The sequence below is a fragment of the Streptomyces sp. NPDC043996 genome, assembly GCF_056435225.1.
The window spans coordinates 169,682-195,987 of sequence record NZ_JBWKEY010000003.1 but is presented as its reverse complement, the minus strand read 5'-3'; the positions used below and the strand labels follow the sequence as shown (position 1 = coordinate 195,987).

Here is a 26,306-nt window from a genome sequence, read left to right as displayed (position 1 = left end):
TCGGCGCCGTCGGTTACGTTGCCTCCATGGTCGTACCACCCGCCGTACCACCCGAGGCAGCAGCCGTACCACCCGAGCGCGCCGCCGCCGCGCCGGGGCCCGACCCCGTCGTGGACCCGCTCAAGTCGGCGCGGCGCGCCGGTGATCCGCCCTGTGACGTGTATCTGACCGGCACCGTCTTCCTCGACATCATCTTCACGGGCCTCGCATCGGCGCCCGTGCGGGGCACCGAGTCCTGGGCGCGGGGCATGGGGTCGAGCCCGGGCGGCATCGCCAACATGGCGACCGCGCTCGCCCGGCTCGGCCTGCGCACCTCGCTGGCCGCCGCCTTCGGCGACGACCACTACGGGGAGTACTGCTGGGACGCCCTCGAACAGGGCGAGGGCATCGACCTGTCCTCGTCACGGACCGTGCCCGGCTGGCACTCGCCGGTCACGGTCTCCATGGCGTACGAGGGCGAGCGGACCATGGTCAGCCACGGCCACGAGCCGCCCTCCGACGTCCACGCGCCGGACGCGGGCGCCCCCCACTGCCCGCCCCGCGCGCGGGCCGCCGTCGCCGCCCTCGTCCCCGGCACGAGCGCCCCCTGGATCGCGGCGGCCGCCCGGCGCGGCACGCGGATCTTCGCCGACGTCGGCTGGGACGACACCGGCGGCTGGGACCTGGCCAGCCTGCCCGACCTGCGCCACTGCGAGGCGTTCCTGCCCAACGCGCAGGAGGCGATGCGCTACACCGGCACCAGCTGCCCCCGCGCCGCCGCCCACGCCCTCACCGAGCACGTGCCCCTCGCCGTCGTCACCCTCGGCGCCGAGGGCGCGTACGCGGTGGACGGGCGCACCGGCGAGACCGCCTCCGTGCCCGCCATCGAGGTCGAGGCCCTGGACCCGACGGGCGCGGGCGACGTGTTCGTCGCGGGCTTCGTCACCGGCACCCTCGCGGGCTGGCCGCTCGCCGACAGGCTCGCCTTCGCCGGCCTCACGGCCGCCCTGTCCGTGCAGGAGTTCGGCGGCTCCCTCTCGGCGCCCGGCTGGGAGGAGATCGCCGGGTGGTGGCGGCGCGTGCGCGAGCTCGACCGGCAGGACCCCCTCGCCCTGGAGCGCTACGGCTTCCTGCAGGCCCTGCTCCCGGAGGCCGCCCGGCCCTGGCCGCTGCGGCGCGCCGTCCCCACCATCGGCTTCCGGCGCTCCGCCTGACGCCACGGCCACGGCGCCGGGACGCCCCCGGCTCCCGGCCCATGTCCCGCACCGGAGACGGAACCGTAGACGGAAAAGGCCTACGGCGTTGTCCGTGCCTGGTCGTACTCTTGGCAGTACGAGGGCGCCGAGCGGGCGAGCCCCCGCGACGAGGAGGACGTGCAGGCCTTAAGCGCCGGCCCATGACTCAGACACCGACAGCTCACACCCCTGCGCAGGCACAGGCGCGAGCCCACTTCACGGTCCCGGCCAAGCACCCGATGGTGACCGTCCTTGGCTCCGGAGACGCACTGCTGCGCGTGATCGAGCAGGCCTTCCCGGCGGCCGACATCCATGTCCGGGGCAATGAGATCAGCGCCGTGGGGGATCCGCGTGAAGTCGCCCTCGTACAGCGCCTTTTCGACGAGATGATGCTGGTGCTCCGCACCGGACAGCCGATGACGGAGGACGCAGTGGAACGCTCGATCGCCATGCTCAGAGCGGGCGAGAACGGGGACGGTCCCGACGAGACCCCGGCCGAGGTGCTCACCCAGAACATCCTCTCCTCGCGCGGGCGCACCATCCGCCCCAAGACCCTCAACCAGAAGCGGTACGTCGACGCGATCGACAAGCACACGATCGTCTTCGGCATCGGCCCCGCCGGTACGGGCAAGACCTATCTCGCCATGGCCAAGGCCGTCCAGGCCCTCCAGTCCAAGCAGGTCAACCGCATCATCCTGACCCGCCCCGCCGTCGAGGCGGGCGAGCGCCTCGGCTTCCTGCCGGGCACGCTCTACGAGAAGATCGACCCGTATCTGCGCCCGCTGTACGACGCCCTGCACGACATGCTCGACCCGGACTCCATCCCCCGCCTGATGGCGGCGGGCACGATCGAGGTGGCGCCGCTGGCGTATATGCGTGGTCGCACGTTGAATGACGCGTTCATCATCCTGGACGAGGCGCAGAACACCAGCCCCGAGCAGATGAAGATGTTCCTCACCCGGCTCGGCTTCGAGTCGAAGATCGTGATCACGGGCGATGTCACCCAGGTCGACCTGCCCAACGGCACGAAGTCGGGTCTGCGCCAGGTCCAGGACATCCTGGACGGCGTCGAGGACGTGCACTTCTCGCGGCTCACGTCCCACGACGTCGTCCGTCACAAGCTCGTCGGCCGTATCGTCGACGCGTACGAGAAGTACGACAGCGAGAACGGTACGGAGAACGGCTCCCACAAGAGCCGGTCCAGAGGGAAGTAGAAGAACCAGCGCCATGGCGATCGACGTCAACAACGAATCCGGCACCGAGGTCGACGAGCAGGCGATCCTCGACATCGCCCGCTACGCACTCGCGCGGATGCGGATCCACCCGCTCTCCGAGCTCTCCGTGATCGTGGTGGACGCCGACGCCATGGAGCAGCTGCACATCCAGTGGATGGACCTGCCCGGGCCCACGGACGTGATGTCCTTCCCGATGGACGAGCTGCGCCCGCCCATGAAGGACGACGAAGAGCCCCCGCAGGGGCTCCTCGGCGACATCGTGCTCTGCCCCGAGGTGGCCCTCAAGCAGGGCCAGGAGGCGCCCACGCAGCACTCCATGGACGAGGAGCTCCAGCTCCTGACCGTCCACGGCGTGCTGCACCTGCTCGGCTACGACCACGAGGAGCCCGACGAGAAGGCCGAGATGTTCGGCCTGCAGGCCGCGATCGTCGACGGCTGGCGCGACGAGCGGGGCCACACCGGCCCCTCCCCGGCCCCCACCGTCTCGTAGTCCCATGTCCGTCCAGCTCATCGCCGGGGCCGTCGCGCTGATCGTGGTGGCCTGGCTGGCCGCCTGCGCCGAGGCGGGCATCGCCCGCGTCTCCAGCTTCCGCGCCGAGGAGGCCGTGCGCTCCGGGCGGCGCGGCAGCGCCCGGCTCGCACAGGTCGCCGCCGACCCGACCCGCTATCTGAACGTGGCGCTCCTGGTGCGCGTCGCCTGCGAGATGGCCGCCGCCGCCCTGGTGACGTACGCCTGCCTCCAGGCCATCGACACCACCTGGGAGGCCCTCGCGGTCGCCATCGGCGTGATGGTGCTCGTCAGCTATGTCGCCGTGGGCGTCTCCCCGCGCACCATCGGCCGCCAGCACCCCCTGAACACGGCCACGGCCGCGGCGTACGTGCTGCTTCCGCTGGCCCGCATCATGGGCCCGATCCCGCCGCTGCTCATCCTCATCGGCAACGCGCTCACGCCCGGCAAGGGCTTCAGGCGCGGCCCGTTCGCCTCCGAGGCCGAGCTGCGCGCGATGGTCGACCTCGCCGAGAAGGAGTCCCTGATCGAGGACGACGAGCGCCGCATGGTGCACTCCGTCTTCGAGCTCGGCGACACGCTCGTACGCGAGGTCATGGTCCCGCGCACCGACCTCGTCTCCATCGAGCGCTACAAGACCGTCCGCCAGGCCCTGACCCTCGCGCTGCGGTCCGGCTTCTCGCGCATCCCGGTGACGGGCGAGAGCGAGGACGACGTCGTCGGCGTGGTGTATCTGAAGGACCTGGTCCGCAAGACGCACATCAACCGCGACGCCGAGAACGACCTGGTGTCCACGGCCATGCGGCCCGCGACGTTCGTACCGGACACGAAGAACGCGGGCGACCTGCTGCGCGAGATGCAGCGCGAGCGCAACCACGTCGCCGTCGTCATCGACGAGTACGGCGGCACCGCCGGGATCGTCACCATCGAGGACATCCTGGAGGAGATCGTCGGCGAGATCACCGACGAGTACGACCGTGAGCTGCCGCCCGTCGAGGACCTCGGCGGCGGCACCTACCGCGTCACCGCCCGCCTGGACATCGGCGACCTCGGCGAGCTGTACGGCCTGGAGGCCTACGACGACGAGGACGTGGAGACCGTCGGCGGACTGCTCGCCAAGCAGCTCGGCCGGGTGCCCATCGCGGGCGCCGAGGCCGTGGTCACGCTGCCCGACGAGCGGGAGCTCAGGCTGACCGCGGAGGCCGCCGCCGGGCGGCGCAACAAGATCGTGACCGTGCTCGTGGAGCCGGTCGGCGCGCCCAAGGGCGCGGGCGCCGGTTCCGGGGAGGAGGCCGCGGGATGACTCCGCGGGAGCTGCGCACGTTCTGCCTGTCCTTCAACGACGTCGTCGAGGACTTTCCGTTCGGCCCCGAGACGTCGGTGTTCAAGGTCGCGGGCAAGCTGTTCGCGCTGAGCGCGCTGGACGGCAGGCCGCTGACGGTGAACCTGAAGTGCGACCCGGAGATCGCCCTCCAGCTGCGCGCCCAGTACCCGGAGATCATCCCGGGCTGGCACATGAACAAGCGCCACTGGAACACCGTGACGATCGACGGAGAGCTCCCGGACCAGCTGGTCCGGGAGCTCGTCGAGGACTCGTACGACCTGGTGGTGGCGGGTCTGCCGCGCGCCGAGCGGCTGCGGCTCGACCGGCCCTGACCCGCCGTGCCCGGCGGGGCGCCCGGCGGGGCCCTCAGCGGCGGCGCAGGCCGATGGCCACCAGGGCGGCCGCCACGAGGACGATCGCCGCGTCCAGGGCGAGGACGGTCCGGGTGCCCGCGAGGACGTCGTCCGTGGTGGTGGCGAGGACGCCGAGCAGCGGGATGCCGACGGTGAGGCCCACCTGTTGGGTCGAGGTGACCAGGCCGGTGGCCAGGCCCTGCTCCTCGTTGGGGACGCCGGAGGTGACGGTCACGCCGTACGAGACGATCGCGCCGAGGTGGAACATGCTGCCCACGGACACGGCGGCCGTCGCGAGCCACACCGACCAGGCGCCCTCGCTGACGGCGACGAGCGTCGCCACGAACGCGCCCTGGCCGACTAGCGAGCCGACGAGGGTGCGGTGCGGCCCGAAGCGGCCGATGACCTTCGGTGCGGCCATGCCCGCGAACACCGACACCACGCCCTGCACACCGAAGACCAGGCCGGTCTGGAACGCGGACAGGTCGAGGACGGCCTGGAAGTAGAGGGTCAGGACGAAGATGACCACCGACATCATCGAGAACGTGACGAGCCCGCCGAGGTTGCCCCACGCCACCGTGCGCCGCCGCAGCATCGGCAGGGAGACCAGCGGCGCCTCGGCCCGCGCCTCGACATAGCCGAACGCCACCAGGAGGGCGATGCCCGCGACCAGCGTGACCAGCACGTCGGCGCCGCCGAAGCCGCGCTCGGCGGCCGTGGACAGGGCGTAGATCAGGGAGAACAGGCCGCCGGTGACGGTCACCGCGCCGGGCACGTCAAGGCGCGGGCGCTCCGGGGTGCGGGACTCGGGAAGGAGCCGGGGCGCCAGCGGCAGCACGATCAGGGCGAAGAGGGTGAGCAGGCCCATCGTGGAGCGCCAGCCCAGGGTGTCGGTGAGGACGCCGCCGAGGACCATGCCGACGGTGAAGCCGAGCGACAGCAGGGTGCCGGAGATGCCGAGCGCGCGATCGCGCTGCGGGCCCTCGGGGAACGTCGTGGTCAGCAGCGACATGCCGGTCGGCACGATCGCGGCGGCGCCCACGCCCTGGAGCGCGCGCCCCGCGAGGAACGACGCCGGGTCCCAGGCGAGCGTGGCGAGCAGCGAGGCCGCGCCGAAGAGCGCGAGCCCGCCGAGGAACAGCCTGCGCCGCCCGAACAGGTCGCCGACGCGGCCGAAGAGCAGCAGGAAGCCGCCGGACGGCAGCGCGAACGCGGTCACGGCCCACTGGAGCGCCGTGTGGCTCATGCCGAGGTCCGCGCCGAGCACGGGCAGCGCCACGTTCAGGACGGAGAAGTCGAGCGCCACCATGAACTGCGCCGCGCACAGCACGAACAGGATGAGCTTGTCGCGGGAGGAGAGCCGCGGCGCCACGGCGGTGGCGGCGCGGTCGAGCGGGGCGGGGGAGTCGAGCGGGGCGGGGGAGCCCGTCGTGGTCGGGGAGGGAGCGGTGGTGTCTGTCGCCATGGTCACGAGCTTGTGGCCGCCGGAATAGCCGTGGGGAGCGGGAACTTATGCTGGTGGTACGACCACCAGGCAGTACGGCGGGCGGATGACAGGGGGAGCGGTGGCCATGCAGGCCGGGGAACGGGCCGACGGGGCGAAGGCACGGCGCCGGACGGAGCTGCGCGACTTCCTGATGAGCAGACGCGCCCGGGTGAGCCCGGCGGAGGCCGGTCTTCCCGAGGGCGGGCGGCGGCGCACGCCGGGCCTCAGGCGCGAGGAGGTCGCCGTGCTCGCGGGCGTCGGCGCGTCCTGGTACCAGTGGCTGGAGCAGGGCCGGGACATCTCCGTGTCGCCGCAGGTCCTGGACGCCGTGGCGCGGGTCCTGAAGCTGTCCGGCACCGAGCGCCGCCACCTGTACGTGCTCGCGGGCCTCAACCCGCCGGTGCCGCAGGTCGAGAAGGAGTACGAGGACATGTGCGAGGGCCTGCGGCGGCTCATCGACACCTGGATGCCGTATCCGGCGCACATCATGGACCGCTACTACAACTGCGTCATCTACAACGACGCCGCCGCCATGGTCCTCGGCATGCGCCCCGAGACCACGCAGAACTGCGTTCTCGACTTCTTCACGGACCCCATGTACCGCTCGCGCAGCGTGAGCTGGGCGGAGAACGCCGAGACGCTCGTGGCCCAGGTCCGCGCCGCCTGCTCCGAGCACCCCGACGACGAGGGCTTCCAGGAGCTCCTCGCCCAGCTGCACGCCACGGGCGAGGAGTTCACGGAGCTCTGGGAGCGCCAGGACATCCGGCCCGCGGGCCAGGTCCACAAGGAGATCGACCATCCCCTCGCGGGCATCCTGCACGTGGAGTCGACCGCCCTGAAGGTGCCCGCGCGGCCGGACCTGACGATCGTCCTGCACACGCCGCTGCCGCTGGCCGACACGGCGGCCAAGCTGGAGTGGCTGGCCTCCCCGCTCGCGCGGCGCGGGGCGATGTACCAGGTGGCCGGGTGAGTTCCGCGCGGGCCCGGGTCCTTATGCTCGTGCCATGACTGAGCGCGCCGACCTCGGCCCCGAGGACCAGAAGATCGTCACCCTCGCCCGTTCCGCGCGGGCCCGCAACGGGGTTCCCGAGGGGGCCGCGGTACGGGACGAGACGGGGCGTACGTATGTGGCGGGGACGGTGGCTCTCGCCTCCCTGGAGCTCTCCGCGCTGCGGACGGCGGTCGCCATGGCCGTGGCGTCCGGGGCGGAGTCCCTGGAGGCGGCCGCCGTGGTGTCCGGGGCGGAGGTCCTCGCGGGGGCCGATCTCGACGCCGTGCGGGACCTTGGCGGGGCCGGGACGCCGGTGTTCCTGGCGGGGCCGGACGGGGCGGTGCGGGCGGCCGAGACGGCCTGAGCCCTCGCGGGGCGCCCCAGGCCCGCCCCTTCCCGATCCGGGTGCGGCTGCCCCCGTTCCCCCGCGCAAAGCCTTTCGGCGCTGGCGCGCCTCGTCCTCAAACGCCGGACGGGCTGGATCCTCCGCACCCGGGAGACCGGGCCTAGGCGCCCCCGTCAGAAAAGATCAGGGACAATGGGCGGTATGAGCGTGCGTACCCAGTCACCCCAGTCGTCCGAGCAGGCCGCCCACCGAGCCGGTTTCGCCTGCTTCGTCGGCCGCCCCAACGCGGGCAAGTCCACCCTGACGAACGCTCTGGTCGGCAAGAAGGTGGCCATCACCTCGAACCGGCCGCAGACCACCCGGCACACCGTGCGCGGCATCGTGCACCGGCCGGACGCCCAGCTGATCCTCGTGGACACCCCGGGGCTGCACAAGCCGCGCACGCTGCTCGGCGAGCGGCTCAACGACGTCGTGCGCGCCACCTGGGCCGAGGTCGACGTGATCGGCTTCTGTCTGCCCGCGGACCAGAAGCTCGGCCCCGGCGACCGGTTCATCGCCAAGGAGCTGTCGTCGATCAAGAAGACGCCGAAGGTCGCGATCGTCACCAAGACCGACCTCGTCGACAGCAAGGCCCTCGCCGAGCAGCTCATCGCCGTCGACCAGCTCGCCAAGGAGCTCGGCTTCGAGTGGGCGGAGATCGTGCCGGTCTCGGCGGTCGGCGAGCAGCAGGTCGGCCTGCTCGCGGACCTCCTGGTGCCGCTCCTGCCGGAGGGGCCCACGCTGTATCCGGAGGGCGACCTCACCGACGAGCCCGAGCAGGTCATGGTCGCGGAGCTGATCCGCGAGGCCGCGCTCGAAGGCGTACGGGACGAGCTGCCGCACTCCATCGCCGTGGTGGTGGAGGAGATGCTGCCCCGCGAGGACCGGCCCGCGGACAAGCCGCTCCTCGACATCCACGCCTTCGTCTACATCGAGCGGCCCAGCCAGAAGGGCATCATCATCGGCCCCAAGGGCAAGCGGCTCAAGGACGTGGGGATCAAGTCGCGCAAGCAGATCGAGGCGCTCCTCGGCACGCCCGTCTTCCTCGACCTGCACGTGAAGGTCGCCAAGGACTGGCAGCGGGACCCCAAGCAGCTGCGCAAGCTCGGCTTCTAGCGGGCCTGCTGGCGCAGCACCTCGCGCAGCCACCGGTACGACGCCTTCGGCGTGCGCCGCTGGGTGGCGAAGTCCACGTGCACGAGCCCGAACCGCTGCCGGTAGCCCTCCGCCCACTCGAAGTTGTCCAGCAGCGACCACACGAAGTAGCCCCGCACGTCGACGCCGCCCGCCATGGCCCGGTGCAGCGCCCGCAGGTGCCCGTCGAGGAACGCGATCCGCTCCTGGTCGTCGAGGCCCTCGTAACTGCACCCGTTCTCCGTGATGACCAGCGGCGGAACCCGGTCCCCGTACCGCTCGCGGAAGGTCAGGAGCAGCTCCGTCAGCGCCTCGGGGACCACGGGCCAGCCGAAGTCCGTCACCGGGCGGCCGGTGATCTCCTGGGGCGCGAAGGGCAGCTGGGGCGGCAGGGTCACCCCGGCGAACTCGGTGGGCTGCGCGGTGGGGGCGCCCACCTTGGTCGGCTGGTAGAAGTTGATCCCGTACCAGTCGAGCGGCTCGGAGATCACCTTCAGGTCCGCCGCCAGGTCGGGGACGTCGGCCGCGAGCAGCTCCATGACGACCTCGGGGTAGCGGCCGAGGAGCAGCGGGTCGGAGAAGAGCCGGTTGAGCAGGACGTCGTAGAAGTCGGCGGCCTCGCGGTCGTCGTCGGCGTCGGAGGCGGGCCAGGTCGGGCCGTGCGAGTTGGCGATGCCGACGTCGCGGGCGCCCGCCGCGCGCAGGGCGGCGAGGGCCAGGCCGTGGCCGAGGAGCTGGTGGTGGGCCACCGGCAGCGCGTCGAACAGGAGGTGCTTGCCCGGTGCGTGCCGCCCGACCGCGTGGCCGAGCAGGGTGTGCTCGGCGGGCTCGTTCAGGGTGATCCACTTCGCTACGCGGTCCCCGATGCGGTCCGCGACCACGGCCGCGTACGCCGCGAACCGCTCGGCCGTCGCGCGCTCCAGCCAGCCGCCCGCCTCCTCGACGGCCAGCGGGGTGTCCCAGTGGAACAGCGTCGGCACGGGCCGTACGTCCGCCGCGCACAGCTCGTCCACGAGCCGGTCGTAGAAGTCCAGGCCCTTCTCGCTGACGGCGCCCGAGCCCGTGGGCAGCACCCGCGGCCAGGACACCGAGAAGCGGTAGGCGTCCACGCCGAGCTCGCGGATCAGGGCCACGTCCTCGCGGTAGCGGCGCACGTGGTCGCAGGCGACGGCGGCCGTCGTGCCGTCCTTCACGTTCCCCGGCAGGGACGTGAACGCGTCCCACACCGAGGGGCCGCGCTCCTGTGCGGCGCCCTCGATCTGGTGCGCCGATGTGGACACGCCCCACAGGAAGCCGCGGGGGAACGGGGGAAGAGGGCTCGCTGCCATGGGCCGGATCTTCCGCACCGCCGGACGCGGAAGTCAACGCCCGTGCGGATAAAGGTCGTTAAGGCCGTTACGGAACGCTCTTGGCGCGCTCTCGCTACGCGCCCTCCTTGAGCACCCGTGTGATCAGCTGCCGCTGGTCGTCGGTCAGGCGCGGGTCCGCGCAGTACACGGTGCGCCCGTCGACGGTGATCTGGTAGCTGAAGCCGTCGGGCACGCCGATCGGCGGTGTGCCCCGCCCTTCGGCCATGGCCCGCTCGGCCAGGGCGTGCCACTCCGCCGCGTCCGGGCGCGCGGCCGTGTCCAGCGCCGCGTGCCGTTCGATGCCGCCGAAACCTCCGGTGCGCTTCACCTGGATACGCATGGGTCCTGTCTACTCCAGGCACCGGCGGCCCGCCAGACGGGGCCGCCGGTACCGGCCGGATCAGGTGGCGACCACCTTGACCTGCGACCAGGCGTTCAGCACGGCCTTGAGCTCCTCGCCGTCGCCGTACTTGGCGCGGGCCGCCGCGACCGTCAGCTTCGCGAAGTCCGTGAAGCTGGCGTCCTGGGCCAGCTCGCCGCCGCTCAGGACGGCGTACCAGATCTGCCCTGCCCGCTCCCAGGCGTGCCCGCCGAGCTCCGTGGCCAGCAGGTAGAAGGCGTGGTTCGGGATGCCCGAGTTGATGTGCACGCCGCCGTTGTCGCGGCCGGTGCGGACGTAGTCGTCCATGGTCGCGGGCTGCGGGTCCTTGCCGAGCACGTCGTCGTCGTACGCGGTGCCGGGGGCCTTCATGGAGCGCAGGGCCGTGCCGGTGACGCGCTCGGCGAGCAGGCCCGCGCCGATCAGCCAGTCGGCCTGGTCGGCGGTCTGGCCGAGCGTGTACTGCTTGATCAGCGAGCCGAAGACGTCCGCCATCGACTCATTCAGGGCGCCGGGCTGGCCGAAGTAGGTGAGGTTCGCGGTGTACTGCACGACGCCGTGGGTCAGCTCGTGGCCGATGACGTCCACGGGGATGGTGAAGTCGAGGAAGATCTCCCTGTCCCCGTCGCCGAACACCATCTGCTCGCCGTTCCAGAAGGCGTTCCCGTAGTCCTCGCCGTAGTGGACGGTCGCGTTCAGCGGCAGGCCGCCGCCGTCGATGGAGTCGCGCGCGAAGTGCTTGGAGAACACCTCGAAGGTCGCGCCGAGGCCGTCGTACGCCCGGTTGACGGTGGCGTCCTTGCCGGCCTTGTCGCCCTCGCCGCGCACCTTGCGCCCCGGCAGGTCCGTGCGGTGCTTGGCGTCGTGGATGGTGCGGTGCGGCTTGCCCTCCACGGCGCCCTTCGGCGCGGTGACCGACGGTGCGCCGATCACCGTGGTCAGGCGGCGCTGGGTGCGCTCGAAGGCGTCCCGCTGGAGCGTGCGGCGGGCGGGGCCCGCGAGGGCGGGGTCCTGGCTCTGGGCGAGGGTGTCCAGGACGAACGGCGGCACGATGGTGCAGAAAACGGGCTCGAACCCTGTGGGGTTCTCCGTTGGGTTGGCGGTCATGCGTGGCAATGTGGCACTGGGTCATGCCGCTGTCACTACCTGCCACCATGATTAGTGAAATACCGGGATACGGGGGCTGGGTGCCTGCGACGCCTGCTACCGCCGGGCCCTCGCGGGTGCGCCCCAGGCCCGCCCCTTCCCGCTCCGGGTGCTGGCCGCCCCCGTCCCCCCGCTCAAAGCCTTTCGGCGCTCCGCGCCTCGTCCTCAAACGCCGGACGGGCTGGATCGTCGCCTGCTCCGGGTGTTTTTCCCACCCACCCAGCCGCGAGCCGCTAGGTCGGGGAGTGCGGAGGCAGCTGGGGCTGTAAGGGCGGGCGGGTGGGGAAAAAAGCCCGTCCGGCGTTTGAGGACGAGCGCGTCAGCGCGATGGGGAGGGCGGGTGGGCGGGGGAAAGCCGGTGTGGGGTTCCGCATGGTGATACGGGGCCCCGTATGCGCCGTGGCTCGGTTAGGCTGCGGAGCATCATGCGTTACGGGCTGCTTCTCCTTAGCCGCCGCGGCGAGGGCCTGTAGTCGAGGCCGACCCCCTCCCCGCGGAGTTCGGTGCTGAGCAAGACCGTCGGCCGTCCTGAAGGACTCACCGAGGAGCCCGCACACACCATGCCGAACTTCCAACGTCCCTCCGCGATGCCGATCCACAAGTACGGCCAGTACGAGCAGGTGGACCTGGCCGACCGCCGCTGGCCCGAGCAGCGCATCACCGTGGCGCCCCGGTGGCTCTCCACGGACCTGCGCGACGGCAACCAGGCGCTGATCGACCCGATGTCCCCGATCCGCAAGCGCGCGATGTTCGACCTGCTGGTCAAGATGGGCTACAAGGAGATCGAGGTCGGCTTCCCGTCGTCCGGGCAGACCGACTTCGAGTTCGTACGGTCGATCATCGAGGACGAGGGCGCGATCCCCGACGACGTGACGATCTCCGTGCTCACCCAGGCCCGCGAGGAGCTGATCGAGCGGACCGTCGAGTCGCTGCGGGGCGCCAAGCGCGCCACCGTCCACCTGTACAACGCGACCGCGCCGGTGTGGCGCGAGGTCGTCTTCCGCGGCTCGCGCGAGCAGGTCAAGCAGATCGCCGTCGACGGCACGCGCCTGGTCATGGAGTACGGCGAGAAGCTGCTCGGCCCGGAGACGGTCTTCGGGTACCAGTACAGCCCGGAGATCTTCACCGACACCGAGCTGGACTTCGCCCTGGAGGTCTGCGAGGGCGTCATGGACGTCTGGCAGCCCGACGCCGACCGCGAGATCATCCTGAACCTGCCCGCCACCGTGGAGCGCTCGACGCCCTCCACCCACGCGGACCGCTTCGAGTGGATGAGCCGGAACCTGTCCCGGCGCCAGTACGTATGCCTGTCCATCCACCCGCACAACGACCGCGGCACCGCCATCGCCGCCGCCGAGCTCGCCGTGATGGCGGGCGGCGACCGCGTCGAGGGCTGCCTGTTCGGCCAGGGCGAGCGCACCGGCAACGTGGACCTGGTGGCCCTGGGCATGAACCTGTTCAGCCAGGGCATCGACCCGCAGATCGACTTCTCGGACATCGACGAGATCCGCCGGGTGTACGAGTACTGCACGCAGATGGAGGTCCACCCCCGCCACCCCTACGCGGGCGACCTCGTCTACACCGCCTTCTCCGGCTCCCACCAGGACGCGATCAAGAAGGGCTTCGACTCCATGGAGGCCCGCGCGGCCGCCGCGGGCAAGACGGTCGACGACATCGAGTGGGCCGTGCCGTACCTGCCCATCGACCCCAAGGACGTCGGCCGCTCGTACGAGGCCGTGATCCGCGTCAACTCGCAGTCCGGCAAGGGCGGCATCGCGTACGTCCTGAAGAACGACCACAAGCTGGACCTGCCCCGCCGGATGCAGATCGAGTTCTCGAAGATCATCCAGGCGAAAACCGACGCCGAGGGCGGCGAGGTCTCGCCCGACGCGATCTGGAGCGTCTTCCAGGACGAGTACCTGCCGGACCCGGACCGTTCCTGGGGCCGCATCCAGCTCAGGAGCGGCCAGACGATCACGGACGTCGACGGCAGGGACACCCTCACCGCCGAGGCCACCGTCGACGGCGTCGACACCGTCCTGACCGGCTCCGGCAACGGCCCGATCTCCGCGTTCTTCAACGCCCTGCAGTCCGTCGTCGGCATCGACGTGCGCCTGCTCGACTACCAGGAGCACACGATGAGCGAGGGCGCCTCCGCGCAGGCCGCCTCGTACATCGAGTGCGCCATCGGCGACCGCGTCCTGTGGGGCGTCGGCATCGACGCGAATACGACACGCGCGTCCATGAAGGCCGTGGTCTCCGCCGTCAACCGCGCGGCCCGCTGAATCTGTTCGGCCCCCAGTTCGACCGGTGCTTTCGTGGCCCCGCCCGCCCTCGCGGCGAGCGGGGCCACGGCCGCTTCGGCGGGCGGAAACTGCGCCAGCTACCGGCCATCTCCGGTCGGGGGTACTGACGTGGCATCATCGATGTGGCTAACATCACGCCAACGCGGCAGGGCGGCCGCGGAGTCGTGGAGGTGCGTGGTGCTGCCAGACCGGGAACGAGACGGCCGGAACTCACGCGTCCACCAGCACCGGCCACCCGGCCGCCTGGCACGCCTTCGCCCCCTGTACCGCATCGCGGGCACCCGCACCGTGTGGACCACCGTCTGTGACGGCGAGTTCTTCTGCCCCGGCTGCGGCGGCGACCGCAACTACCGGCGGCGCACCGGACGCCGCCGCTTCGTCCTCCTCGGCGTGCCGCTGCTCTCCCGCGGCCAGGCGGGCCCCGTCGTCGAATGCGCCGCCTGCCAGGACCACTTCGGGCTCGACGCGCTCGACCACCCCACCACCGTCCGCCTCGCCGCGATGCTCCGCGACGCCGTGCACACCGTCGTCCTCGCCGTGCTCACCACCGGCGGCGCCGCCTCCCGCACCACCCTGGACGCCGCCGTCGCCACCCTGCGCGACGCCGGGTTCGACGACTGCACCGAGGAACGGGTGGTCGCCCTGGTCGAGGCGCTCGCCGCCGACACCGGCCGCCCCGGCGCCCCCGACTGCGCGCCAGGACTCGCCATCGAACTCCACGAGGCGCTCGGCCCCCTCGCCCCGCACCTGGCGCCCGCGGGCCGCGCCGCCCTGCTCCTGAAGGGCGCCCGCATCGCCCTCGCCGACGGCCCCTACACCCCCGCCGAACGCGATGTCCTCGCCACCGCGGGCTGCGCCCTGACCATCGACACGGACGACGTGGCCCAGCTGATGGCCGCCGCCCAGCGCACCCCCTCCTGACCCTGCCCCCCCCGCAAGGTCACCGCCCCCGCACGGCCGCCGCTACTCCCGGCCCGTACTCCCCGCGCGTACTCCCCAGGGAGTAATCCACCCCCCGGGCCGCCCCCGGGCGTAAGGCCCAACTCGCCCCCGCGTCCGACGAATCGGCCCCCGCGTGACGGAAGTCTGGAAGCCGACAGACACCGTCACGGAGGGAGGCCCACCCATGGGGGCCGCGACAACCACCAAGCGCCGACGACCACGCGGCGTGCCCTGGGTGCTGCTCGGCATCTGGATCGCCGTCATGGCGATCGCGTTCCCGTTCGCGGGCAAGCTCGCCGACGTGCAGAAGGACCGGGCCGTGGACTACCTGCCCGCGAGCGCCGACTCCACGCAGGTCGCCAAGATCCAGGAGGAGCTGCCCGGCGGCGAGACCACCGAGCTCGTCCTCGTCTACCACCGCGACGGCGGCCTCAAGCCCGCCGACCGGGAACTGGCGGACCGTCAGGTCAAGGAGATTGGACGGCAGTCGAAGCTCGTCGCGGCGCCCACGGGGGTGGCGTCGAAGGACGGCACGACACTGATGTACCCGGTCGCCAGCAACGCGCCCGGCACGGACGAGGAGAAGCGGGACGCCTTCGTCAACGACGTCCGCGACGTCGTGAAGGGCGGGGGCGGCCTCACCGCCGACGTCGGCGGGTCCGGCGCCCTCGGCACCGACGCCAGCGAGGTCTACGAGTCCCTGGACGGGCCGCTGCTCTACACGACCGTCGCCGTCGTCGCGATCCTGCTCATCCTCATCTACCGCAGCCCCTTCCTGTGGCTCGTCCCGCTCGTCGTCGCCGGTGTCGCCGACTTCCTCGCCATGGGCATCGCCTACGGCCTCAACCAGGGCTTCGGCACCTCCGTCAGCGGCCAGAGCTCCGGCATCATGACGATCCTCGTCTTCGGCGCGGGCACCGACTACGCGCTCCTGATCGCCTCCCGCTACCGCGAGGAACTGCGCCGCGTCGAGCGGCCCTACGACGCCATGGTCACCGCCCTGCGCGGCTGCGGACCCGCCGTGCTCGCCTCCTCCGGCACCGTCGCCGCGGGCCTGTTCTGCCTGCTCGCCGCCGACCTCACCTCAAGCCGCGGCATGGGCCCCCTCGGCGCCCTCGGCGTACTGTGCGCCCTGGTCGCGATGCTGACGCTGCTGCCCGCGCTGCTCGTGCTCCTCGGCCGGCGCGTGTTCTGGCCGCTGGTGCCCGCCTTCGGCAGCGAGCCCAAGAAACGCCGCTCGCTGTTCGCGTCCATGGGCAACTCCGCCGGACGCAGGCCCGTGGTCGTCCTCGCCTCCGGCGCCGTGCTGCTCGGCGCGCTCGCCCTCGGCGCGTTCAACCTGCCGGGCACCCTCAAGCAGGAGGACTCCTTCACCAGCGAGCCCGAGTCCATCGTCGCGATGGAGACGCTCGCCAAGGCCTACCCCGAGCGCGGCACCCAGCCCATCAACGTCATCGTGCCGAACGCCAAGGCCGGCGAACTCCTCAGCCGGGCCAAGGCCGTGGCGGGCGTCGACAGCGCCGAGCGCGGCCGCTCCGGCGAGAAGTGGACGGAGCTCTCGGTGGTCGCCAAGGCCCCGCCGCAGACGTCCGCGGAGACCGCGACCATCGAGGCCCTGCGCGACGCCCTCGACCCGCACGGCGCCTACGTCGGCGGCCCAAGCGCCGAGCAGATCGACCTGAAGGACACCAACGCGCGCGACCGCCTGGTCGTCGTGCCGATCGTCCTCGCCGCCGTGTTCCTCATCCTCGTCGCACTGCTGCGCAGCCTGGTCGCGCCGCTGCTGCTGCTCCTCGCGGTCGTCGCGGTGTGGGGCGCGTCCCTCGGCATCGGAGGGCTCGTCTTCGGCCCCGTCTTCGGCTTCGAGGGCACCGACCCGGGCCTCGGCCTCCTCTCCTTCGTCTTCCTCGTCGCCCTAGGGGTCGACTACGGCATCTTCCTCATGCACCGCATGCGCGAGGAGTGCCTGGCCGGGGCGGAGACCGGCGCGGCGGCGCTCACCGCGCTGCGCACCACCGGCGGAGTGATCGCCTCCGCGGGGCTCGTCCTCGCCGCCACCTTCGCGGTCCTGACCAACATGCCGCTGGTCCAGCTCGTCGAGCTCGGCTTCGTCATCGCGGTCGGCGTGCTCCTGGACACCTTCCTGGTACGGACGTACCTGGTGACGTCCGCGAGCCTCGCCCTCGGCCGCAAGGTGTGGTGGCCGGGACCCCTGTCGAAGGCGGGGCCGGACCCCAAGGCCCCGGAAGGCCACGCTCCGGAGCTGGTCCGCTCACCCTGAGCGGAACCTGAACCACATGCGCGCGGCGCCCCTCCCTTGCCGGAGGGGCGCCGCCGTACGGGAAGATGAGGGCCACGCATGTCCGCAGCCGCACGAGAAGGGGCAGTCGACGACGTGTCCCACCCGCCCTCCGTCTCGCGCCCGTGGTGGCCGTTCTCCGGCGCCGCGCCTGGGACCCCGCGCGCCCTGCGCGAGGACGCGCTCCTCGCGACGGCGCTCGCCGCGTTCGCCGTGCTGCTCGCCTTCCTGATCAAGGACGGCCGCGATCCGGACGCGCTCGGCTGGACGCTCCTGCTGTGCGGCCACATCCCGCTGGTCTGGCGCCGCAGCAGGCCCATGACGGCGCTGCTCGCCACCACGGCCCTCATCGGGCCCTACCACGCCCTGGACTACACGCACGCGGCCGCCACCCACGTCGGCATGGTCGCCCTGTACTCCGTCGCCGTCGCCGGGCGCCCCCGCCGCACCCTGCTGCTCGGCCTGCACGTCATCGGCTTCTTCCTCATCCTCAACGTCACCGTCGGCGGCGACCCGGCCTCCGAGATCGTGCGGATCACCGGCTGGATCGTCGCCGTACTGATCTTCGGTACGTACGTCAGCGTCCACCGGCAGTACGTGGCCTCCGTCGTCGAACGCGCCGAGCGGGCCGAGCGCACGCGCGAGGAGGAGGCGCGCCGCCGCGTCGCCGAGGAGCGCCTGCGGGTCGCCCGTGACCTGCACGACCTGCTCGCGCACAGCATCACCCTCGTCGGCGTGCAGACGTCGGTGGCCGCGCACGTCCTGGCCGCCGACCCCGAACGCCTGGACCGGGCGGCCATCGCCGCCGCCCTCGACGACATCGCCGAGACCTGCCGCACCGCGCGCGGCGAACTGCGCGCCACCCTCGAAGTGCTGCGCTCGGGCACCGAGGCCGGGGGCGGCGCCGACGAGTCCCGCGGGCCGCTGCCCGGACTCGACGGCATCGCCGACCTCGCCGACGCCGCCCGCACCTCCGGTGCCAAGGTGGACCTCGCGGCGGTGGAGGTGACGGTGCCGCCCGCCGTCGGCGCGGCGGCCTACCGCATCGTGCAGGAGGCGCTCACCAACGCCGTGCGCCACGGCGGCCCAGGCCTGAGCGTGGCCGTGGCCATACGGGAGGAGAGCGGCGATTTGAAGGTGACCGTGACGGACGACGGCGCGGGGGCGGGGGCCGCCCCCGGCTCCGGCGAGCCCGGCGGCTTCGGCATCCTCGGGATGCGCGAGCGGGCCCGCAGCGTGGGCGGCTCCCTGGAGGCGGGGCCGCGCACGCCCGGCCAGGGCTTCGAGGTGGCGGCGGCCCTTCCGCTCGGGGGCGGCCGGTGAGCGGGGGCGTGATCAGGGTGCTGCTCGCCGACGACCAGGCCCTCGTGCGGGCCGCGTTCACGATGCTCATCGAGTCCGCGCCCGACATGGAGGTGGTCGGGCAGGCGTGCTCCGGGCGCGAGGCCGTCGACCTCGCCCGCTCCGAGCGGGCCGACCTCGTCGTCATGGACATCCGCATGCCCGACCTCGACGGCATCGAGGCCACCCGGCTCATCGCCGCCGACGGCGACCTCGCCGGGGTGCGGGTGCTCATGCTCACCACGTACGACACCGACGAGCACGTCGTCGACGCGCTGCGGGCGGGGGCGTCGGGCTTCCTGGTGAAGGACACCAGGCCCGCCGAACTCCTGGACGCGATACGGACGGTGGCCGCCGGGGAGTCCCTGCTGTCGCCGGGGCCGACCGCGCGGCTCATCGAGCGGGTGCTGCGGCTGCCCCGGGGGCCGCGGGGGCCCGTCGCCGGGGGCGGTGGGGATCTGCTGCCGCTGTCCGGGCGGGAGCGGGAGGTGCTCGCGTTGGTGGCTCGGGGGCTGAACAACACGGAGGTGGCGGCGGAGTTGGGGCTTTCTCCCCTCACGGCCAAGACGCATGTCAGCCGGATCATGGGGAAGTTGGGGGCGCGGGATCGGGCGCAGCTGGTGATGGCGGCCTATGAGTCGGGCCTGGTGACCCCGGGCTCCTGACGGCCCTCGCGGGGCGCCCCAGACCCGCCCCTTCCCACTCCGGGTGCGGCTGCCCCCGTTCCCCCGCTCAAAGCCTTTCGGCGCTCCGCGCCTCGTCCTCAAACGCCGGACGGGCTGAATCATCGCGCTTCGCGCTTGTCCTCAAGCGCCGGACGGGCTGAATCACCGCGCTTCGCGCTTGTCCTCAAACGCCGGACGGGCTGGATCGTCGCCTGCTCCGGCTGTTTTTCCCACCCACCCACCCACCCACCCACCCGAGAGCCGCTAGGTCGGGGAGTGCGGAGGCAGCCGCAGGTGTAAGGGTGGGCGGGTGGGAGATAGCCCGTCCGGCGATTGAGGACACGCGGTCAGAGGAGCCCGGCGGTGGCCAGGTGTTTGGCGACGCGTTCCGTTTCGTCTCGGGAGAGGGGGACCTGGGGGGCAGCCGTCGCCGGGCAGGCGATGACGCCCCGGAGGTGCAGCGCGGCCTTGTACGCCCCGAGCCCGGCGGAACTGGCCCCCATCCGCGCCGGATCACCGACCCCGGTCATGCGGAACAGCGCGCACAGCCGCTCCTGCTCGGCCCGGGCCCGGTCCAGGTCCCCGGCGCGGGCGGCGCGGTAGAGCCGTACGTACCCGTCGGGGTCGACGTTGCCGAGCCCGGGGACGACCCCGTCCGCCCCCATCGCGAGGGCGGAGTCGACCGTGAGCTCGGACCCCGTGAGCACGCTGAGCGAGGGCCCGTCGGCGCGCTCGCGCGCGCCGATGACCACCCGCCGCAGCGCCCCGTCGTCACCGCTGGAGTCCTTGAAGCCGGTGATCACGCCGTCGGCGGCGAGGTCCAGGACGAGTGCGGGGTCGAGCTTGGTGTGCACGGACGCGGGGATGTCGTACGCCATGACGGGCAGGCCCCCGCGCTCGGCGACGAGCCGGTAGTGGCGGGCGATCTCGGCGGGGTGGGTGCGGGTGTAGAAGGGGGCGGTGACGACGACCCCGTCGGCCCCGTCGGCGGCCGCGTGCCGCACGTGGTCGAGGACGCGGAGCGTGGCCATGTCGATGGCCCCGGCGAGCACGGGCAGCTGACCGCCGACGTGGCGGACGACGGTCGACACCACGGTCCTGCGGTGAGCGTCGGGCAGGTACGCCGCCTCCGAGGACGAGCCGAGCACGAACAGCGCGTCCACGCCCGCGCCGACCAGATGGTCGACGAGGCGCTCCAGTGAGGCGACGTCCACCTCGTTGTCCGGGGTCAAAGGGGTGCAGACGGGCGGTACGACACCGGTCAACAGGGTGGGGAGAAGCGTCATGGAGCCTCCTTGGACGTGGCCGTGGCGGCGGCCGTCGCGGTGGACGCCGGCGCGGTCGCCCGCGCCGACTGGCCGACGAGGTCACGTGTGGTCTCGCCCGCCGGTACGGGGTGGTGGCACCGGAAGCGGTGCGCGGCCCCCGCGTCTGTCATGTCCGGCATGGCGTCCGCGCACACGTCGTCCGCCTTCCAGCACCGCGTCCGGAAGGGGCAGCCGCTCGGCGGCCGGGTGGCCGAGGGGACGGGGCCGACGAGCGGGATGGGGTCGATGGGGTCGAGGAGGCCGGGCGTGGCGGAGAACAGGGCCCGGGTGTAGGGGTGGCGGGCCTGGTCGAGGATGTCGGCGGCGGGTGCCTCCTCCACGACGCGCCCCAGGTACATGGTGATGACGCGGTCGCTCATCCGGCGCACGGTCTGGATGTCGTGGGAGACGAAGACCAGGGCCAGGCCCAGGCGTTCCTTCAGGTCCAGGAGGAGGTTGAGGATCTGGGCGCGGACGGAGACGTCGAGCGCGCTGGTGGGTTCGTCGGCCACGACGAGTTCGGGTTCGAGCGCGAGGGCCCGCGCGATCGCGACGCGCTGGCGCTGCCCGCCGGACAGCTGCCCCGGCAGCCCGTCCGCGAGCGCGGTGGGCAGGCCGACCAGGCTCATCAGCTCCCGTACCCGGGCGTCGCGCTGGGCGGAGGTGCCGCGCCGGTGGACGTCCAGGGGGTCGCGCAGGATCTGGCGGACGGGCAGCCGCCGGTTCAGGGCCGTCGACGGGTCCTGGAAGATCATGGCGGTGTGGCTGCCGATGGTGGCGCGGCGCTCCGGCGGCTTCATCTCCCACAGGTCCCGGCACCGGTAGGCGACGGTCCCCGCCGTGGGGCGCTGGATGCCGACGAGGACCTTGGCGAGCGTCGACTTGCCGCAGCCGGACTCCCCGACGACGCCGACGGTCTCACCGGGCGCGATGGTCAGGTCGGCGGCGGTCAGGGCGTACACCCGGTCGCGGGTGAACACCCCGCCGGTGCGGGCCTTGTGGACGACGTGGGCGTCGCGCAGGGTCACCAGCGGGGTATCGGCGGGCGGCGCCTGCCCGGCGGGCGGCGGCTCAGCTGCGGTCATGGACGGTCTCGCCTTCCCGGGGGTCCTCGATGGCGGCGGGCGGCCGGACCGTCACCTCGCGTTCGCGCGGGGCCAGGGCCGGGTGGTGGCAGGCGGTCAGGTGCAGCGCGTCGCCGACGAGGTCCGGGGCCGTGTCGCGGCAGGTGGCGTCGGCCAGGGGGCAGCGGTCGGCGAAGCGGCACCCGGCGGGGAAGTCGGCGGGCGAGGGCACGACGCCCTTGATCTGGGTGAGGCGTTCGGCGGCGGACTCCAGGGAGAGCACGGAGCCGAGCAGGCCCCGGGTGTAGTGGTGGGTGGGGGCCTCCACAAGATCGGCGGTGACGCCGGTCTCGACGATCTGGCCGCCGTACATCACCGCGACGCGGTCGGTGACGTCGGCGATGAGGGCCAGGTCGTGCGAGACGAGGATCAGGGCGAAGCCGAGCTCCGCGCGCAGCCGCAGCAGGAGCTGGATGACCTGGGCCTGCACGGTGACGTCCAGGGCGGTGGTGGGCTCGTCGGCGACGATCAGCTTCGGGTCGCGGGAGAGGGCCATCGCGATGAGGACGCGCTGGCGCTGGCCGCCGGACAGTTCGTGCGGATAGCTGCGCAGGGTGCGGTCCGGGTCGAGGCCGACCAGGGAGAGGAGTGCGGCGGGGGTGCGGCGGCCGCCGCGCCGGACGACCTGCTTGAGCTGGGCGCGTACGGTCATCGCGGGGTTCAGGGACGACAGGGCGTCCTGGTAGATCATCGCCATGTCGTGGCCGAGGAGCTTGCGCCGGGCCCGCATGGGCAGGCCGGTCAGCTCGCGGCCGTCGAACGTGACGTGCCCGCGCACCCGGGCGCCCTTGGGCTCCAGGCCCATGACGGTCAGCGCGGTCAGGGACTTGCCGCAGCCGGACTCGCCGACGAGGCCGAGGACTTCGCCGGGCCGCACCTGGAAGCTGATGCCGTCGACGATGTCCACGCCGTCGTGCCGGGCGTCGAAGCCGATCGCCAGGTCCCGTACGTCGAGGATGGGTTCGCCCTCGGGCAGCGGGCGGGCGCGGGCGCGCAGGCGGGCGGCGGCCTCGCCGAGGCCCGGCAGTTCGAGGACCTCGCCGCTGCCGGGCTCGGGGGCCTCGACGCGGTCCTCGGCGCGGGCCGGGTCGAGGTCGACGGCGCGGCCCGACGGCGCGGCCCACGCGTCGGACACGCCCTCGGACAGGACGTTGAGGGACAGGACGGTCAGGAGCATCAGGAGGCCGGGGAAGACCGTCGCCCACCAGCCGCCGATGAGCACCATGTTCTTGCCGTCGGCGATGACGCTGCCCCAGGACGGGTCGGGCGGCCTGACGCCCGCGCCGATGAAGGACAGCGACGCCTCGAAGACGACGGCCTCGGCGACCTGCACGGTGCAGAACACCAGGACGGGAGCGGCGCAGTTGATGGCGACGTGCTTGATGAGGATGTGCGGGGTGCGGGCGCCGACGACGCGCTCGGCGGTGACGTAGTCCTCGCCGTACTGGTCCAGGACGTTGGCGCGCACGACGCGGGCGATGGGCGGGGTGAACAGGAACGCGATCGCGCAGATGAGGACGGTGAGGCTGCCGCCGAAGACGGCGACGAGGACGGCGGCGAGCGCGATGCCGGGGAACGCCATGACGACGTCCAGGATCCGCATCAGCGTCTCGTCGGTGGCCTTGCGCGAGGTCGCGGCGACCGCGCCGATCACGGCCCCGACGGTGAGCGCGAGCAGCGTCGCCCCCAGCCCGATGGCGAGCGACCAGCGCGCCCCGTACATCAGCCGGCTGAGGATGTCCCGGCCGAGGCTGTCCTGGCCCATCCAGTGCTCGGCGGAGGGCCGCCCGGTGCCGTCGACGAGGGACTGCTGGTCGAGCGGGTCGTGCGGGGCGAGCAGCGGGGCGAACAGGGCGACGAGGACGACGACGGCCAGCACGGCGACGGCGACGCGGGACAGGACCGGCAGCCTGCGCAGTGAGCGCAGCCGAAGCCCCGGCCGGGCGAGCCGCTCGGTGAGCGCCTTGCGTGAGGAGAACAGCATCAGGAGGTCCCCCTCAGACGCGGGTTGACCAGCAGGTACAGGATGTCGATGACGAGGTTGACCACGACGAAGCCGACGGCGGTGGTGATGACGACGCCCTGGACGACGGCGGGGTCGCCGTTCTTCACGGCGTCGATCATGAGCTTGCCCATGCCGGGCAGGGAGAAGATCGTCTCGATGACGACGGCGCCGCCGAGGAGATAGCCGACGCGCAGGCCGAGCACGGTCAGCGGGTTGATCAGGGCGTTGCGCAGGACGTTGCGGCCGACGACCACGACGGGCGGCAGGCCGCTGCCGATGGCGGTGCGTACGTAGTCCTTGTCGAGCTCCTCCACGACGGCGGTGCGGATGATGCGGGTCATCTGCGCGGCCACCGGCAGGGACAGCGCGAGCGCGGGCAGCGTCATCGTCTTGAGCCAGCCGGTGAAGGAGTCGGCGGGGTTGATGTAGCCGCCGGTGGGGAACCAGCCGAGGTCGACGGCCAGGTACTGGATCATCAGCAGGGCCAGCCAGAAGCCGGGCGCGGCCACGCCGGTCAGGGACACCACGCGGATGATCTGGTCGGGCAGGCGGTCGCGGTAGATCGCGGCGGTCACGCCGAGCAGCAGCGACACGACGACGGCGATGCCGAGGCCGAGGAACGTGAGCTGCATGGTCAGCGGCAGGGCGGTGGTGACCTGGTCGATGACGGGGGAGCGGGTCAGGACGCTGACGCCCATGTCGCCGCCGACCAGATCACCGACGAAGTCGGCGTACCGCACGGGCAGCGGGTCGAGCAGGCCGTTGTCCTCGCGGAACTGGTGCAGCTGCTCGGGGGTCGGGTTCGCGCCCTGGAAGAACGCGGACGCCGGGTCGACGTCCGAGAACCGCATGACCAGGAACACGAACAGGACGATGCCCAGCAGCAGCGGGACGAGCAGGGCGATGCGGCGGAGCAGGATGCGCAGGATCGCGGTCACGTGGTACGGCTCCTCATTCCGGAGTGGTGCGGCCCCTTGAGGCCGGCTCGCGGCGGGCGTCCGTCAGACCCACCGGGCTTGTCAGACCCACCGGGCCTGTCAGACCCACGAGGCCTGTCAGACCCACCGGGCCTGGAGGAGGTTGACGCCGGGGTAGGGCTGGGGCCTTATGCCGCTGAGCCGCTTGGGGTTCCACGCCGTCATCAGCTCGTTGTGGACGACGGGGTAGAGCACGGCCTCCTCGGCGACGAGGTCGATGTAGTCCTGGACCATCGCCTTCTTGCGGGTGGCGTCGGACTCGCGGGTCGCCTTGTCCATGCGCCGGAACAGCTCCTTGGCGCGGGCGTTCTTCGCCCAGCGGGCGTAGCCCATCCAGATGTTCTCGGGCCCGTAGTTGTAGTGCATGATCAGGTCGGCCTCGATGCCGAACTGGTTGGGGTTGGAGGCGGCCGCGACGACCTGGTAGTCCTTCTTCTGGTCCAGCTTGGTGAAGACGGCCGTGGTCTCCTGCGGGTCGAGGGTGGTCTTGACGCCGATGGCGTCCCACGAGGCCTTGATGGTGGGCAGGCAGTCGGAGATCCAGCTGACGTTGACGGCCATGAGGTTGATCTTCAGACCGGAGACCCCGGCCTCCTTCAGGAGCGCCTTTGCCTTCTTGGGGTCGTATCCGTAGACGGTCTTGGCGGGCCGGTAGCTGGGGTTGCCCTCGTTGAGGAACGAGGTGGCGGCCTTGCCGTGTCCCTTCAGGGCGACCTCGATCATTTTCGCCCGGTCGATGGCGTAGTGCAGGGCCTGGCGCACGCGCACGTCGTCGAACGGCTTGTGGGCGGTGTTGAACATCAGGAACAGGTTGTTCATCCCGGCGCCGCCCTCGACGGTCATGCCGCCGCCCTTGAGCTGCTCGATGTTGGCGTACGGGATGTTGTCGGCGAGCTGGGCGTCGGCGCTGGCGCCGGAGATCTTGGCGACGCGGGGGGCGGCGTCCACGATCGTCAGCCAGTTCATCTTCTTGAAGGCGGCCTTGCGGGGCCCGTTGTAGTCGTCGAAGGCCTCGAAGGTCGTGTTGGACTTCGGGTGGTGGGCGGTCTGCCGGTACGGGCCCGAGCCCACCGCCTTGCCCTTGGTCGCGTCCTCCCAGGCGCCCGCCTTGGAGTACACGTGCTTCGGCATGATCTTCGCGAGCGTCAGCCGGGCCGCGCCGTCGGGGAAGGGGAACTTCAGCACCAGTTCGACGTTGCGCGCGTCGACCTTCCTGACCTCCTTGAGCCAGCTGGCGAAGAACCCCTTGGCGAGGGTCTGCGTGCCGGGGTCGAGGATGCGCGCGAAGACGAAGACGACGTCGTCGGCCGTCACGGGCTTGCCGTCGTGCCACTTGGCGCCCGCGCGCAGCTCGAACTTCCACGTCGTCGCCTTGAGGTCGCTGGGCACGGCGGTGGCGAGCTGGGGGTAGGGCTCGCGGGTGATCGGGTCGGTGCCGAGCAGCGCTTCGTAGATGTGTTCGTTACCCGCCATGGCGAACGCGGACGCCGTCTGGGTGGGGTCCCAACTGCCGTCGTTGCCGTATCCGATGACCGTCGTGAGCGTCCCCGAGCCGCCCCCGGTCTCATTGGTGGACTCGGGCCCGCCGCACCCCACGAGCCCGGCCCCGAGGCCGGTGGTGAGGCCGAGGGCGCCGGTGTACTTGAGGACGGACCGCCGTCCGGGGCCTTCGCCGTCACGTGTCACGGGGTTCAGATCGCTCACAGGTGCCTCCCTGAAGGAGTCGTGTGGAGGGTGCGGGTCACGGGCCCTGCGCGGGCCCGGCGGGAGTACGCTGCGTCGCAGAGGTCCGACGTCCTACGTCGTGCTGGCGGAGCGACCATAGGAGCGGGGCAG

The 26,306-nt window shown here is 72.2% G+C and carries 22 protein-coding genes; 13 read left to right on the top strand and 9 right to left on the bottom strand.

Going from position 1 to position 26,306, the window contains the following annotated elements; translation table 11 throughout:
• Positions 1-26 precede the first annotated feature (26 nt).
• The 5 genes from AC07A4_RS08315 (at position 27) to AC07A4_RS08295 (ending at position 4,613) form a co-directional block, all read left to right on the top strand.
• Entirely contained in the window at positions 27-1,193 is a 1,167-nt protein-coding gene (locus AC07A4_RS08315; RefSeq protein ID WP_478594735.1) for a carbohydrate kinase family protein, read from the top strand.
• A 182-nt stretch (positions 1,194-1,375) separates the two neighbouring features.
• Positions 1,376-2,428, top strand: coding sequence for a PhoH family protein (locus AC07A4_RS08310; RefSeq protein WP_478594733.1), 1,053 nt, complete (start codon positions 1,376-1,378; stop codon positions 2,426-2,428).
• Positions 2,429-2,441: 13 nt separating this feature from the next.
• A complete protein-coding gene (gene ybeY, locus AC07A4_RS08305) occupies positions 2,442-2,939 on the top strand; it encodes an rRNA maturation RNase YbeY (protein WP_478594730.1) in 498 nt (165 codons plus the stop codon).
• Positions 2,940-2,943: 4 nt separating this feature from the next.
• Positions 2,944-4,260 (top strand): hemolysin family protein, encoded by a 1,317-nt coding sequence (locus AC07A4_RS08300; protein ID WP_478594727.1) that lies wholly within the window; start codon positions 2,944-2,946, stop codon positions 4,258-4,260.
• Positions 4,257-4,613: an MmcQ/YjbR family DNA-binding protein gene (locus AC07A4_RS08295; RefSeq protein WP_478594724.1), complete on the top strand. Its 357-nt coding sequence runs from the start codon at positions 4,257-4,259 to the stop codon at positions 4,611-4,613. The genes AC07A4_RS08300 and AC07A4_RS08295 overlap by 4 nt, the downstream gene beginning before the upstream one ends.
• 34 nt (positions 4,614-4,647) lie before the next feature.
• Here AC07A4_RS08295 and AC07A4_RS08290 read toward each other — a convergent pair whose 3' ends face one another.
• Entirely contained in the window at positions 4,648-6,099 is a 1,452-nt protein-coding gene (locus AC07A4_RS08290; RefSeq protein ID WP_478594721.1) for an MFS transporter, read from the bottom strand.
• Positions 6,100-6,184: 85 nt separating this feature from the next.
• Here AC07A4_RS08290 and AC07A4_RS08285 point away from each other — a divergent pair, with 85 nt between their 5' ends.
• The 3 genes from AC07A4_RS08285 (at position 6,185) to era (ending at position 8,612) form a co-directional block, all read left to right on the top strand.
• Complete coding sequence (locus AC07A4_RS08285) at positions 6,185-7,090, top strand: helix-turn-helix transcriptional regulator (RefSeq protein ID WP_478594719.1); 906 nt, start codon at positions 6,185-6,187, stop codon at positions 7,088-7,090.
• A gap of 34 nt (positions 7,091-7,124) precedes the next feature.
• Positions 7,125-7,475, top strand: a complete 351-nt coding sequence (locus tag AC07A4_RS08280) for a cytidine deaminase (protein ID WP_478594716.1) — start codon at positions 7,125-7,127, stop codon at positions 7,473-7,475.
• A 174-nt stretch (positions 7,476-7,649) separates the two neighbouring features.
• Positions 7,650-8,612: a GTPase Era gene (gene era / locus AC07A4_RS08275; protein ID WP_478594714.1), complete on the top strand. Its 963-nt coding sequence runs from the start codon at positions 7,650-7,652 to the stop codon at positions 8,610-8,612.
• Here the strand turns inward: era and AC07A4_RS08270 are convergent.
• From AC07A4_RS08270 to AC07A4_RS08260, 3 genes are all read right to left on the bottom strand, one after another.
• Complete coding sequence (locus AC07A4_RS08270; protein ID WP_478594712.1) at positions 8,609-9,958, bottom strand: GH1 family beta-glucosidase; 1,350 nt, start codon at positions 9,956-9,958, stop codon at positions 8,609-8,611. The genes era and AC07A4_RS08270 overlap by 4 nt on opposite strands.
• A 94-nt stretch (positions 9,959-10,052) precedes the next feature.
• Positions 10,053-10,319, bottom strand: a complete 267-nt coding sequence (locus AC07A4_RS08265; protein WP_478594710.1) for a protealysin inhibitor emfourin — start codon at positions 10,317-10,319, stop codon at positions 10,053-10,055.
• A 60-nt stretch (positions 10,320-10,379) separates the two neighbouring features.
• Positions 10,380-11,465: a M4 family metallopeptidase gene (locus AC07A4_RS08260; protein WP_478594707.1), complete on the bottom strand. Its 1,086-nt coding sequence runs from the start codon at positions 11,463-11,465 to the stop codon at positions 10,380-10,382.
• A 599-nt stretch (positions 11,466-12,064) separates the two neighbouring features.
• Here AC07A4_RS08260 and leuA point away from each other — a divergent pair.
• From leuA to AC07A4_RS08235, 5 genes are all read left to right on the top strand, one after another.
• Positions 12,065-13,789, top strand: a complete 1,725-nt coding sequence (gene leuA, locus AC07A4_RS08255) for a 2-isopropylmalate synthase (RefSeq protein WP_478595899.1) — start codon at positions 12,065-12,067, stop codon at positions 13,787-13,789.
• A gap of 198 nt (positions 13,790-13,987) precedes the next feature.
• Complete coding sequence (locus AC07A4_RS08250; RefSeq protein WP_478594704.1) at positions 13,988-14,731, top strand: TerB family tellurite resistance protein; 744 nt, start codon at positions 13,988-13,990, stop codon at positions 14,729-14,731.
• A 205-nt stretch (positions 14,732-14,936) separates the two neighbouring features.
• On the top strand, positions 14,937-17,033 hold the full coding sequence (locus AC07A4_RS08245) for an MMPL family transporter (RefSeq protein ID WP_478594702.1): 2,097 nt from the start codon (positions 14,937-14,939) through the stop codon (positions 17,031-17,033).
• A gap of 114 nt (positions 17,034-17,147) precedes the next feature.
• Positions 17,148-18,374, top strand: a complete 1,227-nt coding sequence (locus AC07A4_RS08240; RefSeq protein WP_478594700.1) for a sensor histidine kinase — start codon at positions 17,148-17,150, stop codon at positions 18,372-18,374.
• Between the two features lie 62 nt (positions 18,375-18,436).
• Positions 18,437-19,057, top strand: a complete 621-nt coding sequence (locus AC07A4_RS08235; RefSeq protein ID WP_478595897.1) for a response regulator — start codon at positions 18,437-18,439, stop codon at positions 19,055-19,057.
• 347 nt (positions 19,058-19,404) lie between these two features.
• Here AC07A4_RS08235 and AC07A4_RS08230 read toward each other — a convergent pair whose 3' ends face one another.
• The 5 genes from AC07A4_RS08230 to AC07A4_RS08210 all read right to left on the bottom strand — a co-directional run bounded on the left by AC07A4_RS08230 (position 19,405) and on the right by AC07A4_RS08210 (position 26,165).
• A complete protein-coding gene (locus AC07A4_RS08230) occupies positions 19,405-20,343 on the bottom strand; it encodes a dihydrodipicolinate synthase family protein (RefSeq protein WP_478594698.1) in 939 nt (312 codons plus the stop codon).
• Entirely contained in the window at positions 20,340-21,449 is a 1,110-nt protein-coding gene (locus AC07A4_RS08225) for an oligopeptide/dipeptide ABC transporter ATP-binding protein (RefSeq protein ID WP_478594696.1), read from the bottom strand. The genes AC07A4_RS08230 and AC07A4_RS08225 overlap by 4 nt, the downstream gene beginning before the upstream one ends.
• The gene (locus tag AC07A4_RS08220) at positions 21,436-23,472 is read right to left on the bottom strand and encodes a dipeptide/oligopeptide/nickel ABC transporter permease/ATP-binding protein (protein WP_478594693.1); all 2,037 of its coding nucleotides are present in this window, start codon (positions 23,470-23,472) and stop codon (positions 21,436-21,438) included. The genes AC07A4_RS08225 and AC07A4_RS08220 overlap by 14 nt, the downstream gene beginning before the upstream one ends.
• Positions 23,472-24,431 carry an ABC transporter permease gene (locus AC07A4_RS08215; protein ID WP_478594690.1) on the bottom strand — a complete coding sequence of 320 codons (960 nt, stop codon included), beginning with the start codon at positions 24,429-24,431 and terminating at the stop codon, positions 23,472-23,474. Before AC07A4_RS08215 ends, AC07A4_RS08220 begins: the two co-directional genes overlap by 1 nt.
• 117 nt (positions 24,432-24,548) lie before the next feature.
• Positions 24,549-26,165 (bottom strand): ABC transporter substrate-binding protein, encoded by a 1,617-nt coding sequence (locus AC07A4_RS08210; RefSeq protein WP_478595895.1) that lies wholly within the window; start codon positions 26,163-26,165, stop codon positions 24,549-24,551.
• Between the last annotated feature and the right edge of the window lie 141 nt (positions 26,166-26,306).

Bases quoted from the DNA above. Each gene is read 5' to 3' on its own strand.
- AC07A4_RS08235 (WP_478595897.1), top strand. From the start codon at position 18,437: ATGCTCATCGAGTCCGCGCCCGACATGGAGGTGGTCGGGCAGGCGTGC.
- AC07A4_RS08290 (WP_478594721.1), bottom strand. From the start codon at position 6,099: ATGGCGACAGACACCACCGCTCCCTCCCCGACCACGACGGGCTCCCCC.
- AC07A4_RS08310 (WP_478594733.1), top strand. From the start codon at position 1,376: ATGACTCAGACACCGACAGCTCACACCCCTGCGCAGGCACAGGCGCGA.
- ybeY (WP_478594730.1), top strand. From the start codon at position 2,442: ATGGCGATCGACGTCAACAACGAATCCGGCACCGAGGTCGACGAGCAG.
- AC07A4_RS08295 (WP_478594724.1), top strand. From the start codon at position 4,257: ATGACTCCGCGGGAGCTGCGCACGTTCTGCCTGTCCTTCAACGACGTC.
- AC07A4_RS08280 (WP_478594716.1), top strand. From the start codon at position 7,125: ATGACTGAGCGCGCCGACCTCGGCCCCGAGGACCAGAAGATCGTCACC.
- AC07A4_RS08270 (WP_478594712.1), bottom strand. From the start codon at position 9,958: ATGGCAGCGAGCCCTCTTCCCCCGTTCCCCCGCGGCTTCCTGTGGGGC.
- AC07A4_RS08260 (WP_478594707.1), bottom strand. From the start codon at position 11,465: ATGACCGCCAACCCAACGGAGAACCCCACAGGGTTCGAGCCCGTTTTC.
- AC07A4_RS08265 (WP_478594710.1), bottom strand. From the start codon at position 10,319: ATGCGTATCCAGGTGAAGCGCACCGGAGGTTTCGGCGGCATCGAACGG.
- AC07A4_RS08245 (WP_478594702.1), top strand. From the start codon at position 14,937: ATGGGGGCCGCGACAACCACCAAGCGCCGACGACCACGCGGCGTGCCC.
- AC07A4_RS08300 (WP_478594727.1), top strand. From the start codon at position 2,944: ATGTCCGTCCAGCTCATCGCCGGGGCCGTCGCGCTGATCGTGGTGGCC.
- AC07A4_RS08220 (WP_478594693.1), bottom strand. From the start codon at position 23,472: ATGCTGTTCTCCTCACGCAAGGCGCTCACCGAGCGGCTCGCCCGGCCG.
- AC07A4_RS08225 (WP_478594696.1), bottom strand. From the start codon at position 21,449: ATGACCGCAGCTGAGCCGCCGCCCGCCGGGCAGGCGCCGCCCGCCGAT.
- AC07A4_RS08230 (WP_478594698.1), bottom strand. From the start codon at position 20,343: ATGACGCTTCTCCCCACCCTGTTGACCGGTGTCGTACCGCCCGTCTGC.
- era (WP_478594714.1), top strand. From the start codon at position 7,650: ATGGGCGGTATGAGCGTGCGTACCCAGTCACCCCAGTCGTCCGAGCAG.
- AC07A4_RS08315 (WP_478594735.1), top strand. From the start codon at position 27: ATGGTCGTACCACCCGCCGTACCACCCGAGGCAGCAGCCGTACCACCC.
- leuA (WP_478595899.1), top strand. From the start codon at position 12,065: ATGCCGAACTTCCAACGTCCCTCCGCGATGCCGATCCACAAGTACGGC.
- AC07A4_RS08285 (WP_478594719.1), top strand. From the start codon at position 6,185: ATGACAGGGGGAGCGGTGGCCATGCAGGCCGGGGAACGGGCCGACGGG.